General features: G+C 74.1%; 14 protein-coding genes. 9 read left to right on the top strand and 5 right to left on the bottom strand.

Annotated features, from left to right (window positions below; genetic code table 11):
• The first annotated feature begins 227 nt into the window (after window positions 1-227).
• Window positions 228-785 (top strand): AAA family ATPase, encoded by a 558-nt coding sequence (locus tag FAF44_RS46585; RefSeq protein WP_237109883.1) that lies wholly within the window; start codon window positions 228-230, stop codon window positions 783-785.
• Window positions 786-791: 6 nt separating this feature from the next.
• Here the strand turns inward: FAF44_RS46585 and FAF44_RS46580 are convergent, their stop codons facing one another.
• Window positions 792-1169 (bottom strand): helix-turn-helix domain-containing protein, encoded by a 378-nt coding sequence (locus tag FAF44_RS46580; RefSeq protein WP_272895972.1) that lies wholly within the window; start codon window positions 1167-1169, stop codon window positions 792-794.
• 132 nt (window positions 1170-1301) lie between these two features.
• On the opposite strand from FAF44_RS46580, the gene FAF44_RS46575 reads away from it, so the two are divergent.
• From FAF44_RS46575 to FAF44_RS46555, 5 genes are all read left to right on the top strand, one after another.
• Entirely contained in the window at window positions 1302-1667 is a 366-nt protein-coding gene (locus FAF44_RS46575) for a DoxX family protein (RefSeq protein ID WP_237109882.1), read from the top strand.
• Between the two features lie 50 nt (window positions 1668-1717).
• On the top strand, window positions 1718-2374 hold the full coding sequence (locus FAF44_RS46570) for a maleylpyruvate isomerase N-terminal domain-containing protein (protein ID WP_237109881.1): 657 nt from the start codon (window positions 1718-1720) through the stop codon (window positions 2372-2374).
• A 78-nt stretch (window positions 2375-2452) separates the two neighbouring features.
• Entirely contained in the window at window positions 2453-2986 is a 534-nt protein-coding gene (locus FAF44_RS46565; protein WP_237109880.1) for a PadR family transcriptional regulator, read from the top strand.
• Window positions 2983-3723, top strand: coding sequence for an ABC transporter ATP-binding protein (locus tag FAF44_RS46560; RefSeq protein WP_237109879.1), 741 nt, complete (start codon window positions 2983-2985; stop codon window positions 3721-3723). Before FAF44_RS46565 ends, FAF44_RS46560 begins: the two co-directional genes overlap by 4 nt.
• 5 nt (window positions 3724-3728) lie before the next feature.
• A complete protein-coding gene (locus tag FAF44_RS46555; protein WP_237109878.1) occupies window positions 3729-5513 on the top strand; it encodes an ABC transporter permease in 1785 nt (594 codons plus the stop codon).
• Window positions 5514-5538: 25 nt separating this feature from the next.
• On the opposite strand, the gene FAF44_RS46550 is transcribed toward FAF44_RS46555, so the two are convergent.
• Entirely contained in the window at window positions 5539-6078 is a 540-nt protein-coding gene (locus tag FAF44_RS46550) for a TIGR00730 family Rossman fold protein (protein ID WP_237109877.1), read from the bottom strand.
• Window positions 6079-6217: 139 nt separating this feature from the next.
• Window positions 6218-7201: a hypothetical protein gene (locus FAF44_RS46545; RefSeq protein WP_237109876.1), complete on the bottom strand. Its 984-nt coding sequence runs from the start codon at window positions 7199-7201 to the stop codon at window positions 6218-6220.
• Between the two features lie 205 nt (window positions 7202-7406).
• Between FAF44_RS46545 and FAF44_RS46540 the strand changes: the two genes are divergently transcribed.
• Together FAF44_RS46540 and FAF44_RS46535 are read left to right on the top strand one after the other, a co-directional pair.
• Window positions 7407-8288 (top strand): helix-turn-helix domain-containing protein, encoded by an 882-nt coding sequence (locus tag FAF44_RS46540; protein ID WP_237109875.1) that lies wholly within the window; start codon window positions 7407-7409, stop codon window positions 8286-8288.
• Window positions 8289-8343: 55 nt separating this feature from the next.
• Complete coding sequence (locus FAF44_RS46535; RefSeq protein ID WP_237109874.1) at window positions 8344-9408, top strand: cobalamin-independent methionine synthase II family protein; 1065 nt, start codon at window positions 8344-8346, stop codon at window positions 9406-9408.
• Window positions 9409-9448: 40 nt separating this feature from the next.
• Here FAF44_RS46535 and FAF44_RS46530 read toward each other — a convergent pair whose 3' ends face one another.
• Window positions 9449-11338 (bottom strand): S9 family peptidase, encoded by a 1890-nt coding sequence (locus FAF44_RS46530; protein ID WP_237109873.1) that lies wholly within the window; start codon window positions 11336-11338, stop codon window positions 9449-9451.
• 10 nt (window positions 11339-11348) lie between these two features.
• On the bottom strand, window positions 11349-12557 hold the full coding sequence (locus FAF44_RS46525; protein WP_237109872.1) for an MFS transporter: 1209 nt from the start codon (window positions 12555-12557) through the stop codon (window positions 11349-11351).
• Between the two features lie 116 nt (window positions 12558-12673).
• Between FAF44_RS46525 and FAF44_RS46520 the strand changes: the two genes are divergently transcribed.
• On the top strand, window positions 12674-14224 hold the full coding sequence (locus tag FAF44_RS46520; protein ID WP_237109871.1) for an alpha/beta fold hydrolase: 1551 nt from the start codon (window positions 12674-12676) through the stop codon (window positions 14222-14224).
• The last annotated feature ends 54 nt before the right edge of the window (window positions 14225-14278 follow it).

Here is a 14278-nt window from a genome sequence, read left to right as displayed (position 1 = left end):
GTGGCGGCGGCGGTGGTGGCGGCGGATGATCCGCCACCCGTCGGGCCACACCCACCGGGCCGATCCGGACGGCTGACCGCCAGGCCGCATCGCTCCGCCCGATGACCGGAAGGGGCCGCACCACCCACCGCCGGTGCGGCCCCTTCCTCAACCCGTCGCCCGGACACCGGGACGGCGAACGCCCGCTCCTCCGGGCCCGCCCACCGGCCGCGCGCTACGGTGGCCGGATGCGCACCGGGTCGTCCGACACCGTTCTCATCGTCATCCGCGGCAACTCGGGGTCGGGCAAGTCGAGCGTGGCCCGCTCGATCCGCACCGCGTACGGCCGCCGGGGGCTCGCCGTGATCGGGCAGGACGTCGTACGCCGGGACATCCTGCGCGAACTCGACAAGCCCGAGGGGCTGAACATCAGCCTGATCGACCTGATGTGCCGTCACGTGCTGGACGCCGGCCACCACGTCGTGCTGGAGGGCATCCTCATCCGCAGCCGGTACGGACGCATGTTGCGCCGCCTCGTGGCCGACCACGCGGGCGTGACCTGCTGTTTCTACCTTGACGTGTCGTTCGACGAGACCGTGCGCCGGCACGCGACCCGGCCGCAGAGCGCGGACTTCACCCCGGACCTGATGAGGGAGTGGTACGTGCCGCGCGACCTGCTCCCGGACGGTCGCGAGACGGTCATCGGGGAGGACAGTTCCCTGGAGCGGACCGTCGAGCGCATCCTCGCGGACAGCCGGCTGACGGCGGCTCCCGGCGCGGCCGGCCCTCTGACGTCCGCGACGTGACGGCGGTCACCGGCCGCCGCTCTCGTGCGCCCGGCGGCTGGCCTCGATGTGCGGGACGTGCTCGACGGCCCAGCCGGCGAGGGCGAGGGCGGGCGGGATGAGGCTCTTGCCGACGGGGGTCAGCGCGTACTCGACCCGCGGCGGCACCTCGGCGTGCACCGTCCGGGAGACCAGGCCGTCGCGTTCGAGGTTGCGCAGGGTCAGGGTCAGCATGCGCTGGGAGATGCCGGGGATCTGCCGGTGCAGGTCGGTGAAGCGGACGGTGCCCCGGTCGAGGGTGGCGACGATGAGCAGGGTCCACTTGTTGCAGATGCGGTCGAGGATGGCGCGGACCGCCTGCCCGTCGTCGCCCCGGATGAGGCAGGTGTGCTGGTACTCGGACATGACAGCCCCTTGTGCGTTACGCACACGCATGTGCCTTTTGTAAGACTTTCAATAGTGACGCATGATGAGGCTGCTTACGACCGGTAACCATCGTGGCCGGCGTCCCGTCCCCCAGCCTCTGGAGTGTGTGTCGTGGAGATCGCCTACTGGATCGTCGCGGGCCTGCTCGCCCTGATGTACCTGTTCGCCGGAGGCAAGAAGATCGCGCAGAGCCAGGAGCGGTTGCGGCCGATGATGGGCTGGGTCGACACCGTGCCGATGCCGTTCGTCCGCGTGCTCGGGACGCTGGAGGTGCTCGGCGCGGCCGGTCTGGTGCTGCCGGTGCTGACGGGGATCGCGCCGGGGCTGGCCGTCGCCGCGGCGGCCGGGCTGACGATCGTCCAGGTGGGTGCGATCGTGCTGCACCTACGCCGGGGCGAGGCACGGCTGATCGGCCTGAACGTCGTGCTGCTGGCGGCCGGCGCGGCGGCGGTGTGGCTCGCCACCGTCTGGGTCTGAGCCGGCCATCGGGTTTGTCCGGCGTCGCGACGGCGGGCTACGGTGCCCGTGTGGATCTCTTTTCGCGGTCGTGGGAGGCGTTGCGCGCGGCGGTCGCCGGGCTGCCCGACGAGGCGTTCGGGCAGCCGTCCGGGTGCGCCGGGTGGCTGGTGCGGGATCTGGTGTGCCACCTGGTCGTGGACGCGCAGGACGTGCTGATCACGCTGGTGACGCCGGTCGAGGCGGCGGCGACACGGAACGCGGTGACGTACTGGGAGGTCTCCGGCACGCCGCCGACCGGCGACGATCCGCTCGACGCGCTGACCGTCCGGCTGGCCGCGGCGTACGGTGAGCCGTGGCTGCTGCGCTTCCACCTCGACGACGTCGGCTCCGCGGCCGGCCGCGCGGCGGTGCTCGCCGACCGGGAGACGCGGGTGGCCACGCGTGACGTGGTGCTCACCACGGGCGACTTCCTCGACGCCTACGTCCTGGAGTGGACGCTGCACCACCTGGACCTGGCCGCGAACCTGCCGGAGGTGGCGGGGCCGCCCCCGGAGGGGCTCGCGCGGACGCGGGCGATGCTGGAGGAGATCGCGGGTGCGGCCTTCCCGGCGTCGTGGCCGGACGAGGCGGCGCTGCTGGTGGGCACGGGACGGCGGGCCGCGACCGAGACGGAGCGGGCCGGACTGGGAGAGCTGGCGGCCAGGCTGCCGTTCGTCCTGGGTTGAGGTCGAAGCGCGTGCTCCGGGCGGATTGACACCATGACCCGCTAACCGCTATCTGTTAGCTAGCCGTTAGGGGGTGGAATGCAGGACGCAGTGCTGGCGATGCTCGCCAAGGAGCCGTCACACGGCTACCACCTGCGCGCCCTGCTGCGTGGCAGCCTCGGCCCGCTGGGCGAGTCGATGAACCCCGGCCAGATCTACGTGACGCTGTCCCGGCTGGAGCGGGCCGGCCTGGTGGTCTGCGAACAGGCCGACGGCCTGCCCGACCGGGCCGAGCGCAAGGTCTACGCGCTGACGGCGGCCGGGCACCAGCGGGTGACCGCGTGGCTGGGCGAGGTGGGCTGGCCGAAGCCCGACCTGGCGGAGTTCCATCTCAAGCTGGTGGCCGCGTCCGCGACCCGGCTGGCCGACCCGGTCGAGCTGGTGGCCGCGCAGCGCCGCGAGCTGCTGCGCCGCCTGCGCGAGGCGCAGCACGCGATCCTGGCGGAGCCGGCCGGATCGGCCGCCGCGCTGCTGCTGGAGGGGGTCGTGCTGCGGATGCGGGCGGACCTGCGGTGGCTGGACGCGTGCGAGCGGGCCTGGTCCGAGGACGGCGACGAAGCAGGGGACGCGTGAACGGTTCGGAGGCGGTGGTCCGGGTCCGCGGCCTGGTCAAGCAGCACGGCCACGGGCAGGTCGGGGTCCGCGCGGTGGACGACGTCGATCTGGAGGTCCCCGAGGGCGAGATGCTGGCCGTCATGGGCCCCAGCGGCTGTGGCAAGTCGACCCTGCTGCACCTGCTGGGCGGCCTGGAGCGGCCGTCCGCCGGCGAGGTGTGGCTGGCCGGGCGGCGGGTGGACACCCTGAGCGAGCGGGCCCTGGCGCGGCTGCGCCGCCGTTCGCTGGGCTTCGTCTTCCAGGCGTTCCACCTGATGGAGGAGCTGTCGGCGGCCGAGAACGTGGAACTGCCCGCGCTGCTGGCCGGCCGCACCCGCCGGCAGGCCAGGCAGCGGGCCGGCGAGCTGCTGGAGCGGGTCGGGCTCGCCGGGCAGGCCCGGCACCTGCCGTCGGAACTGTCCGGGGGGCAGCGCCAGCGCGTCGCCATCGCCCGCGCGCTGGCCAACGAGCCGCTGGTCGTGCTGGCCGACGAGCCCACCGGCAACCTCGACAGCACGGCGACGCTGGACGTGCTGCGGATCTTCGAGGAGCTGCGGTCCGCGGGGCAGACCCTCGTGATCGTCACCCATGACGAGCGGGTCGCGGCCACCGCGGACCGGCTGGTCTCGATGCGCGACGGCATGTTCGTCGAGGACGTGCGGATGGCCGGCACGGGCACGGGCCGGCTCGGCGACCTGATCGAGCTGGAGGGCTGAGCGCCTTGGGCCGCCTCGCGCTCGTCGCGCGTCTCGTGCTGGCCGACCTGCGCCGGCACCCGGCCCAGGCCGTGCTGCTGCTGCTCGCGGTGACGGCCGCCACCGCGACGTTCGCCCTGGGCGTGTCCCTGCGCGGGGCGAGCGACACCCTGTACGAGCGGACGCGGGCGGCGACCGCCGGGCCGGACGTGGTGGCGCTCGCCCCCGACCCCGGCCCCGCCGCGGACCGGACGCTGACCGCGCTGACGCGGGCTCCCGGCGTCGTCGCGTACCACGGGCCGTACCAGATCGTCTACACCGCCCTCATCGCGCGCGGCTTCACCTCCCAGGTGGTCGTGCACGGCGCGGCCGAGACGCCCGGGAGCGTGGACCGGCCGCTGGTGACCTCCGGCCGGTGGGTGCGCCCCGGCGGCGCGGTGCTCGAACGGGGTTTCGCCACCGCGCTGGGCGTCGGCGTCGGCGACCGCGTCACCATCGCCGGACGGTCCTACCCGGTCGAGGGGATCGCGGTGACCGCGGCCACCTCCATCTACCCCTGGGCCGCGCAGATCGGCCCGGGGGGCGGCCCGAGCGACTGGACCGGCCTGGCCTGGCTGACCCCGCCGGAGGCGCGTGCGCTGGCCGCGTCCGGCGATCTGCCGGTGACCACGGCCCTGGACATCAGGCTGCGCGACCCCGACGCCGCCGAGGCGTTCGTCGACGCCCGCAGCGGGCCCGCCGTCCGGGTGACCTTCCACACCTGGCAGTTCAAGGCCAGGCAGGACGCCGTCATCCTGAACTCCGCGCAGCCGATCCTCGTCGTCGGCGGCTGGCTGCTCAGCTTCCTGGCCGTGGCCGGCGTGGCGACGCTGGCGGCGGGCCGGACCGCGGCGCAGACGTACCGGGCGGGGCTGCTCAAGGCGGTCGGGGCGACGCCCGGCCTGATCGCGGCCGTGCTGCTCACCGAGTACCTGGCCCTGGCGCTGGCGGCGGACGTGCTGGGGCTGGTGGTGGCCCAGTTGGCCGGGCCGGCGATCGCCAGTCCGACCGCCAGCCGGATCGGCGGCGTCGCCGGGCCGGCCGGGGGCACCGTGCTCGCCACGACCGTGCTGGCCGTGGGGGTGGCGGCGCTGTCCGCGCTGCCCGCCACCGTGCGGGCCCTGCGGACCGCGACCGTCACCGCCCTGGCCGGTCCCGTCCAGCGGCCTCGTCATCGTCCGGGGCTGATGGCGCTGTCCGCGCTGCTGCCGACTCCGCTGCTGCTCGGACTGCGGCTGATGGCGCGCAGGCCCGGCCGTGCCGTGCTGCACGCGTGCTCCACCGCCGCCACCCTGATCACGGTCACGGTGCTGCTTTTCCACCTCGCCCAGCCGTCGAGGCACTACGGCGTGGGCGCGGCGAGCCTGCCCCACCTGCGTGACGTGCACGACCGGCGGCTGCTGCTGGCGGTCACCGTCCTGCTGGTCGCGCTGGCGGTCGTGAACACCGTCGCGCTCACCTGGACCACGGCGATGGAGACGCGGGCGAACATGGCCGTGGCGCGCACCCTGGGGGCCACCCCCTGGCAGGTGTCCGCGGGGCTGTCGGCCGCCCAGGTGCTGCCCGCCGTGCTCGGCGCGCTCGCCGGCCTCCCCCTGGGGATCGGGCTGTACCGGCTGATCGGCATGGGGAAGATGGTCATGCCGCCCTGGACCTGGCTGCTCGCCGCCACGCTGGCGATCCTGGCGGCGACGGCGGTGTGCGCCGCCCTGCCCGCGCGGCTGGCGGCCCGCCGCCCGGTGGCGCCGACGCTCAGCGCCGAGACGGCCTGACCCCGCGGGCGCGGGACGGCGGTGCTCAGTGCACGCCGAGCGACTCCTCCAGGTAGGCCATCGCGCCCACCGGCTCCTCGGCGAAGAAGACGAGGTCGGTGAGGGGACGCGGGAGGAAGCCCTCCGCCTCCATGCGCCGGAACTGCTCCTTGAGCCCGTCGTAGAAACCCGCCGTGTTCAACAGGACGACCGGCTTGTCCGTGCGGCCGTGCTTCTTCAGCTCCAGGATCTCGGTGGCCTCGTCCAGCGTGCCGGTGCCGCCCACCATGATGACCACCGCGTCGGCCTTCTCCAGCAACTGCCTCTTGCGCTCGGCGAGGTCGGGGGCGACGATCATGTCGTCCACGCCGGGGCGGACCTTGTCGACCAGGAAGTCCACCGACACGCCCAGCAGCCGTCCGCCCGCCTCGTGCACGCCGTCGGCCATCACCTTCATCAGGCCCACGTTGGAGCCGCCCCACACCAGCGTGTGCCCGCCTCTGCCGATCAGTTCGGCGAACTCGCGGGCGGGCCGGGTGTAGGTCTCGGGCAGGTCGGCCGCGGACAGGAAGACACAGATGTTCATGCGTCCACCGTAAGGGTGGATATCGGCGGGGCGGACCGCGCCTGCGCGCCCCGGGCCGTCCGTCGGCGGAATGTCACGGACGGCCCGGGCGGGGTTCGTGATGCGCGGCTCTCAGGCCGGAGGCGTCCAGCCGGTCAAGCTAGGAGCAGCGCCACCGGCTCCAACTGGAGTCGGAGTAGTCCTCCGAGACCCAGATGGAGTGAAGGACGCCGTTGTCGCCCAGGTACATGTCGCCGGGTCCGCCGAGCGGGTCAGGCTGGGAGAAGAGCAGCGGAGTGCCGCTGCCCTGCCAGAACCCGGAGTCGTAGCCCGCGGCGCCCGATCGCTTGACCAGGCCGACGGTGTCGCCGGCGGTGTTCGCCGCCACCGGCCGCGCGCCCTCGACGGTGTGCGCCACCGTGCCGTCGGTGTTCCACACGATGGAGATCTCGGTGCCCGCCGTGGTCGTGCCGTAGCCCACCGGCCGGCCGCTGTTGGGGCTCTCCGTGATGGAGAAGGCGGTGACGCCGGCCGGGGTCTGCAGGTCGTGCAGTGTGCCGTCCGGATACAACATCTTCTTCGAGTGCAGCAGGATGCGGCCGTCGTTGCTGATGTCGACCGGGCGGCCCGGACCGACGACGCGGTTGGTCGCGTAGTTGCTGGCCGGCCAGATCACGGCGTAGCTCACGCTGTTACGCGTGATGTAGCCGAGGACGTCACCCGTGTCGTTGATCGCGATCGGCTCGACCCATTCGGCGTTGGACACCCGCAGGGTCGTCGGGTTGCCGGAGCCCGGCGTCCGCCAGACGTACGCCTCCGACGGCCCGCCCCACGGGGTACGGGTGCCGATCACCACGCCGCTGCTGTTGACGTCGTCCGGGGTGTCGCGCTTGCCGCCCTGCTCGACCGGCCAGCTCGCCACCGTCTGGCCGTTGCGCCACAGGAAGCGGCCGTTCTTCTCGCTGGCGCCGACGGCGTACTCGCCGCTGGCGCTGGCCCCGGCGATCGAGGCGAAGCTGTCGTTGCCCGGCAGGTCGCCCAGCCAGGTGCAGCTCGCCGCCGCGGCGGAGGCGGTGTTCGCCGGCGCGATCAGGCCGACGACGACCGCGGTTCCCGCGAGTACGCTGCGCAGTTGGTTACGCATGGAGCTCCTCACCGTTGAGTTCTCCGGCTCGTCAGGACCGGCGAGCCGGTTCCCGCGCAGCGTCCCAGCCGCTGATCAAAGCGCCCTCGAAGGGATATGGAGGTTTCCGGATCAGAGGTCCGGTAACCACGGCGGTCGTCCGGAGCGGTGACGGTGGGAACAGCGGTACCACGACCGGCCGGAGCAGGCCGGGGACAATGGGGACATGACGACGACACCCGGGGCCGGACTCGGCGCGATGATCCGCACGTGGCGGGATCGGCTGCCCCCGTCCGCGGCGGCGCTGCCGGTGGGCCGGGCGCGCCGCGCGTCCGGGCTGCGCCGCGAGGAGCTGGCGGAGCTGGCCGGCGTGTCGGTCGACTACGTCGTGCGCCTGGAACAGGGGCGGGCCACCGCGCCCTCGGCGCAGGTGGTCGCCGCGCTGGCCCGCGTGCTGCAGCTCACCGTCGCCGAACGCGACCATCTGTACCGGCTGGCCCACCTGGTCCCCCCGGCGGACGGGGCGGTCTCCGACCACGTCCCGAGGGGCGTGCAGCGGGTGCTCACCCGGCTGGGGGACGTCGCGGTCGCCGTGTTCGCGGCCGACTGGCGGCTCATCTGGTGGAACCGCGCCTGGGCCGCGCTGCTCGGCGATCCCTCCCCGGCGCCGCCCCGGCTGCGCAACTTCGCCCGCGACCGGTTCCCGGTGAACGCGGATCCCGCCCGGCTGGCGCTGTGGCCGGTGACCGAGCGCGACAGCGCCGCCACCGACGCGGCCGTGGTGTCCGACCTGCGCCGCGCCACCGGCCGGTTCCCCGGCGACGCCCGGCTGGCCGGGCTGATCAGCGAGCTGAACGCGGGCAACGAACGGTTCGCCGCGCTGTGGACCCAGGGCGTCGTGGCCGCGCACCGGGAGGACCACAAGACGATCGCGCACCCGTCGGTGGGGCCGGTCACGGTCGACTGCGACGTGCTGACCGACGGCGACTCCGACTGCAAGATCGTGATCATGTCGGCGGTGCCCGGCAGCGCGGACGAGACCAGGCTGCGCCTCGCCACCGTCACCGGCCCGCCCGCGCCCCGGTGTGAACCGCTTCCGGACCGATGATTACCACGAGCCATGGGTGATTGACCCGACGTCACCGGCGATCTATGTTCGCGCCATGGGCATCCCTACCGAACCGATCGGCAGCATCCCCCGGCCCGCCGAACTGCTGGCCGCGCAGCAGTCCCACGCACAGGGGCACATCGACGACACCGAGCTGGCCGCCTACGCCGACCGGGCGGTGGCCGACACCATCGCCCGGCTGGAGAAGCTCGGTTCACCGGTCGTCACCGACGGTGAGCAGTCCAAGCCGAGTTTCGCGACGTACCCGCTCTCCGGGCAGAGCGCGCTCGCCCCGGACGGGGCGGTGATCCCGTTCGCCGACGGGCACACCCGGCAACTGCCGCGCCTGACCGCGGGGCCGTTCCGGTACACCGTGCCCGCCGCGCGCTACCTCGACGACGCCCGCCGGCACGCGAGCGTTCCGGTCAAGCAGGCCGTCATCGCGCCCTCGGCCCTCAGCCTGCTGTACCCGTCCGACGGCATCGACGGCTATCCGCGCGAGGCGTTCCTGAACGACCTCGCCGACCAGGCCGAGGCCGACATCCGCGGCTGCCTCGACGGTGGCGCGCACGCGGTGCAGCTCGACTTCACCGAAGGCCGCCTCGCGCTCAAGCTCGACCCGTCCGGCACGGTTCTGGACGACTTCGTCGCGCTCAACAACCGGGTGCTGGACCGCTTCTCCGAGACCGAGCGGGCCCGGATAGGCGTGCACACCTGTCCGGGCGCGGACCAGGACTCCACCCACAGCGCCGACGTCGACTACACGGAACTGCTGCCCAAACTGTTCCGGCTCAGAGCCGGCATCTTCTACCTCCAACTGGCCGGCGAACCCGACCCCGACAGGGTGCTGGCGACCGTCGCCGAACACGCGCCCGCCGGCGCGCGGCTGTTCATCGGCGTGATCGACCCGGTCGACCCCGTCGTGGAAACGCCCGAGCAGGTGCGCGACCGGGTGCTGGCCGCCGCTCGCCATCTTCCGGCGGACCGGCTGGGAACCTGCGACGACTGCGGCTTCGCGCCCTTCGCCGACGACACCTCCACCTCCCGCGACACCGCCTTCGCCAAGATCCAGGCGCGGATCGAGGGCACCGCGGCAGCCGCCCGCGACCTGGGCCTCTGACCCAGGGAACGGCCGGCTGACCGCCCGAACGGCGATCGACCTACAGGTGCCGCTCCCACCATTCGAGGATGGCCTCGAAGCGGGCCACCCGGTGGCTCGGCAGGCCCGAGCGGGTCAGCTCGTGCCCCTCGCCGGGGAACAGCAGCAGCTCGGTCTCCACCCCCCGCAGGCGCAGCCGGACGAACAGCCGCTGCGCCTGCTCCACCGGGCACCGCCAGTCGTGCTCCGAATGAATGATCAGGAACGGCCTGTCGATCCGGTCGGCGTGCGTGAGCGGGCTCTGCTCCGCCCAGCGGGCCGGGTCGTCGCCGTACAGGTCGCGGGCGAACGACCAGCCGATGTCGCTGCTGCCGTGGAAGCTGTCGATCGCGTTGACCGCCCGCTCGCTGATCGCCGCCCTGAACCGGTCGCCGTGGTGGGCGGCCAGCCAGGTCGTCATGAAGCCGCCGTGCGAGCCGCCGAGCACCCCGGCGCGCGAGGCGTCCAGGCCGCCGGTGGCGAGCGCGGCGTCGAACAGCGCCAGCAGGTCGAGGGCCGACAGGCGGCCGACGTCGCCGATGATGTGCCGTCCGTGCGCCTGGCCGTAGCCGGAGGAGCCGCGCGGGTTGCCCATCACGACGGCGTACCCGGCCGAGGCGAGCACCTGCGCCTCGTCGAAGACGTGCCAGCCGTACTGGGCGAAGGGCCCGCCGTGGATCATGAGGAGCACGGGGTGCGGCCCCTCGCCCGCGGGACGCACGATCCAGCCGTGCACGGGATAGCCGTCCGGGGCCGTGCCGGTCACCTCCTCGATGGGCAGCACGTCGATGCCGGGGCCGAAGGAGGTGAGGGGGAACTCCTTGCCGTCGCGCAGGGCGACCAGCTCGCCGGGGGAGCGGGCGTCGGCGACGGCGGCGACGGTGACACCGGCGGCGTGGGCGACCGCGCCGACCTCGCGGGGCCCGCCCAGCAGGACGGCCGGCTCGCCGCCCGTGTACGGCACGCGCAGCAGGTCCTTCGCGCCCCGGTTCTCGACAGTGACGAGCACACCCTCGGCCGTGGGGACGTACGGGGCGGCGGCCAGGTGGAAGCGCTCCTCGTCGGTGAGGCGGCGGGCGGCCCCGCCGGACAGCGGCGCCAGCCAGAGCCCGAGGTTCCTGGCGACCAGGTGCCGGCGCTCGGGGCCGGACTCGACCGCGAGGAAGCAGACGGCCGCGCCGTCGGGGGTGAAGCGAGGGGCGCGGACCGAGAGGTCGGTGGCGGTGACGCGGCGCAGGCCGGAGCCGTCGGCGGCGCTGACCCACACGTCGTCGGTGAGCGTGGTGTGGCGCTCGTCGTGGCGGGCGGCCACGAACGCCAGCAGCGTCCCGTCAGGGCTCCAGGCGACGTCGCCGTGGTCGAAGTCGCCCTCGGTGACCTGGGTGGCGGCGGGCCGCTCGGCGAAGGGATCGACGACGAAGACGTGGGCCCGCCGGTCGAGCACGAAGCCCAGGTTGTCGCGCCGGTACGGGAAGCCGGTGATGCGGCGCGGACGTTCCTTGTCCGGCTTGTCCTCGCGGTAGCGGCCCTCCTCGGGCACCCGCGCGACGAAGGCCAGCCGCCGCGAGTCGGGGCTCCACACCGGCTCGCCGGCGCCGAGCGGCTGGTCGGTCACCTTCCACGGCTCGCCGCCGCCGGTGGGCAGCACGTGAAGCTGCCCCTTGGCGCCGTCGCCGCCGCGGACGAAGGCCAGCCAGGCGCCGTCGGGGGAGTAGGCGGGGTCCGTGTCGCGCGGGCCTCGCGTCAGCCGGCGCGGCTCGGCGGAGCCGTCCGTCGGGACCAGCCAGAGACCGCCGCGGTACTCGTCGGCGTCGAGATCGGGCCGGGTCACGGAGACGATCGCGTACGTGCCGTCGGGGGAGATCGTCGGCGCCCCGAGCGCCGGCAAGAGGGAGATGTCCGCAGGCTTCATGCGCACGACCCTAGCCCGGCGCGCTCGCCGTCCCGCGCCGCTCGGCCCGCCGATCGGGCGCGGTGCGCGCGGTGACCACCATCACGGCCAGGCCGAGCCCCACCACGGCGGCCCCCACGAACAGCGGGGCGCGGTAGCCCAGGCCGGCGCTGATCGCCAGGCCGCCGAGCCAGGCGCCCAGGGCGTTGCCGACGTTGGAGGCCGAGACGTTCGCGCCGGCCGCGAGCGGCGCGCCGCCGGCCGCGTCCGTCACCCGGGTGATCAGGCCGGGGACGCTCGCGAACCCGAACCCGCCCATCAGGAAGACCAGCAGCACCGACGCGACCCGCCCGTCGGCCAGCAGCCCGAACGCCGCGAGCGTGGCGGCGAGCCCGGCCAGGGACACGATCAGCGTGCGGTCCCGGCCGACGTCGGCCGCCCGGCCACCGGCGACGTTGCCGATCACCAGGCCGCAGCCGTAGACGACGAGCAGCCAGGCGACGTCGGCACTGGAGAAGCCGGTGACCTCGGTGAAGGTGAAGGCGATGTAGCTGAACGCCCCGAACATGCCGCCGTAGCCGAGAGCGGTGGCCGCGAGGGTCAGCCAGACCTGCCCGGAGCGGAGGGCGCGCAACTGGGCGCGCAACCCGGCCGTCCCGTGCGTCTCGTCCACCGCGCCCGCCCAGGCCGGGACCCACACGGCGACGGCCGCCAGGGCGAGCACGCCGATCACGGTGATCGCCCAGAACGTGGCGCGCCAGCCCCAGCGCTCGCCGATGAGGGCGCCGAACGGGACCCCCAGCACGTTGGCGACCGTCAGCCCGGCGAACATCGCCGCGACCGCGCGCGAGGCCCGCTCCGGCGGGACCATGCGGCGGGCGACGAGCGAGCCGACGCCGAAGAACGAGCCGTGGCACAGCGCGGCCACCACCCGGCCGAGCAGCGCCACCGCGTACGTGGGCGCGAGCGCCGACAGCAGGTTGCCGAGCACGAACAGCGCCACCAGCCCGACGAGGACGGTCTTGCGGTGCAGGCGGCCGGTGGCGGCGGTCAGCAGGATCGCGCCGGTCGCCACGCTCAGGGCGTAGCCCGAGATCAGCCACCCGGCGGCGGCCTCGGAGACGTCCAGATCGCGGCTCACCTGCGGCAGCAGGCCCGCGATCACGAACTCGGTCAGGCCGATCCCGAAACCGCCGAGCGCGAGCGCGACCAGCCCTTGACCGTTTTGTCGGATCTCCACCTCGAGATCATGGACCTTGGCCGCCGGGCCCGGCAAGCCGTCCCGATCGGCCCGCAGCTCGATCGGCCCGAGACGGAAACGCCCGGGAAACCGGCATGCGCGTAGAGATGACCCGCATGACGTACCGAACATCACTGGCGGCCCTGGCCCTCGCCCTGGCCGCCCTGGCGGCCCACCCGTCCGCGGCCGGCGCCGCCCCCGCCGGGACCGGGCAGAGCGGGCCGCAGGTCCGGTGGAACCCCTGCCCCGTCTACACCGACGAGGTGGCCGCCGGGCTGGGCGTGCCGCCGGCGCAGCTCCCGTCCTTCCAGGCTCTGATGAAGCGTCTGACGTGCGGGACGGTCAGCGTCCCGCTGGACCACCGCGCCCCCGAGGGCCGGACGATCGACATCGCGGTCACCCGGCTGGCCGCCACGGACGAGAGCCACCGGCTCGGGGCCGTCGCCGTCCTGCCGGGCGGGCCGGGCAACAGCGGCTACCTGGACCCGATCCTGCGGACCGTGCTCAAGAACGACGAGATGGCGGGGCTCAACGAGCGATACGACATCATCGGCTTCGACCCGCGCGGCGTCGGCTACAGCACCAAGGTCGCCTGCTCCCTCCAGCCCGTCGGCCCGCAGGAGCCCGGCACGCTGACCGAGGCGGCGGCCAGGAAGATCTACGACGACCAGGTGGCCGCCAACCGGAGCTGCGGCGCCTCCGACCCGGCCTTCCTGCGGCAGCTCACCACGGAGAACGTGGCCAGGGACGTCGACCTGGTCCGGGCCGCGCTCGGCGAGCGCGAGCTCAACCTGCTCGGCTTCTCCTGGGGCACCTCGCTGGGCGTGGTGTACCGCAGCCTGTTCCCCGGGCACACCGGCCGGGCCTTCCTGGACAGCGTGGCCCCGCCCTGGACCGACCTCATGAAACACATCAAGGGCAGCGCGGAGGCGGCCGAGCGCGGCTTCGGCCGCATGGCCGCCTGGCTGGCCCGCCGCGACGGGACCTACGGCCTCGGAGCCACCGCCCGTCAGGTGCGCGAGGAGGTGGCGGAGCTGGTCCGCGCCTACGACCGGAGCCCCAGGACCTTCACCGACCTGCGCCGGCCCGTGGACGGCGCGGCCGTGGCCGACCTGGCCAAGCGCAACTCGACCGAATGGGCGCGCGCCGGCAAGGCCCTGGCCGAACTGCGCACCGCCACGGACGGCACCGCCCCGCCCACCGTCAAGGACCTGCTCGGCTCCCGGCCGGGCGCGCCCGCGCCCGGCGTGCCGGAAACGCTCAACATGACGATGAACTGGGCGGTCAAGTGCAACCAGGACGGCAGCCGGCCCGACTTCGCCACCGCCTGGCGGGCCTACCGGCAACTCGTCGAGCGCCATCCGGCGACCGGCCGCTCCTGGGGTCTCGGCCCGGCCGGCTGCTCCGGCTGGCCGCTGCCGGAGCAGCGCATCCCGCTGAAGCGGGGCGGCGGCTCCCTCGTCCTGGCCGGGCACCTGCACGAGTTCATGTCCGCCTACGACTGGACGCTCCAGACGCGGCGCGCGGTCGGCGGCGTCGTCTACACGGTCGCCGACGACGTGCACGTGTCGGCCACCCGCGTGCCCGAGTGCGCCGCCGAGGTGGTGCGCTACTTCGAGACGGGCCGCATCGACACCGGCTGCCCCGGCACCCCGACCCCAAGCTGACCCCGAAGCTGACCGGCCCCGAGCCGGCCGGTCAGCTTCGGGGTCAGCTTGGGG

The organism is Nonomuraea sp. MG754425 (assembly GCF_021699195.1).
Taxonomy (GTDB): Bacteria; Actinomycetota; Actinomycetes; order Streptosporangiales; family Streptosporangiaceae; genus Nonomuraea.
The sequence above is the reverse complement of the archived record's forward strand: the minus strand, read 5'-3'. Positions and strand labels throughout refer to the sequence as shown.

Bases quoted from the DNA above. Each gene is read 5' to 3' on its own strand.
- FAF44_RS46585 (WP_237109883.1), top strand. From the start codon at position 228: ATGCGCACCGGGTCGTCCGACACCGTTCTCATCGTCATCCGCGGCAAC.
- FAF44_RS46580 (WP_272895972.1), bottom strand. From the start codon at position 1,169: ATGTCCGAGTACCAGCACACCTGCCTCATCCGGGGCGACGACGGGCAG.
- FAF44_RS46565 (WP_237109880.1), top strand. From the start codon at position 2,453: ATGCAGGACGCAGTGCTGGCGATGCTCGCCAAGGAGCCGTCACACGGC.
- FAF44_RS46550 (WP_237109877.1), bottom strand. From the start codon at position 6,078: ATGAACATCTGTGTCTTCCTGTCCGCGGCCGACCTGCCCGAGACCTAC.
- FAF44_RS46545 (WP_237109876.1), bottom strand. From the start codon at position 7,201: ATGCGTAACCAACTGCGCAGCGTACTCGCGGGAACCGCGGTCGTCGTC.
- FAF44_RS46540 (WP_237109875.1), top strand. From the start codon at position 7,407: ATGACGACGACACCCGGGGCCGGACTCGGCGCGATGATCCGCACGTGG.
- FAF44_RS46535 (WP_237109874.1), top strand. From the start codon at position 8,344: ATGGGCATCCCTACCGAACCGATCGGCAGCATCCCCCGGCCCGCCGAA.
- FAF44_RS46530 (WP_237109873.1), bottom strand. From the start codon at position 11,338: ATGAAGCCTGCGGACATCTCCCTCTTGCCGGCGCTCGGGGCGCCGACG.
- FAF44_RS46520 (WP_237109871.1), top strand. From the start codon at position 12,674: ATGACGTACCGAACATCACTGGCGGCCCTGGCCCTCGCCCTGGCCGCC.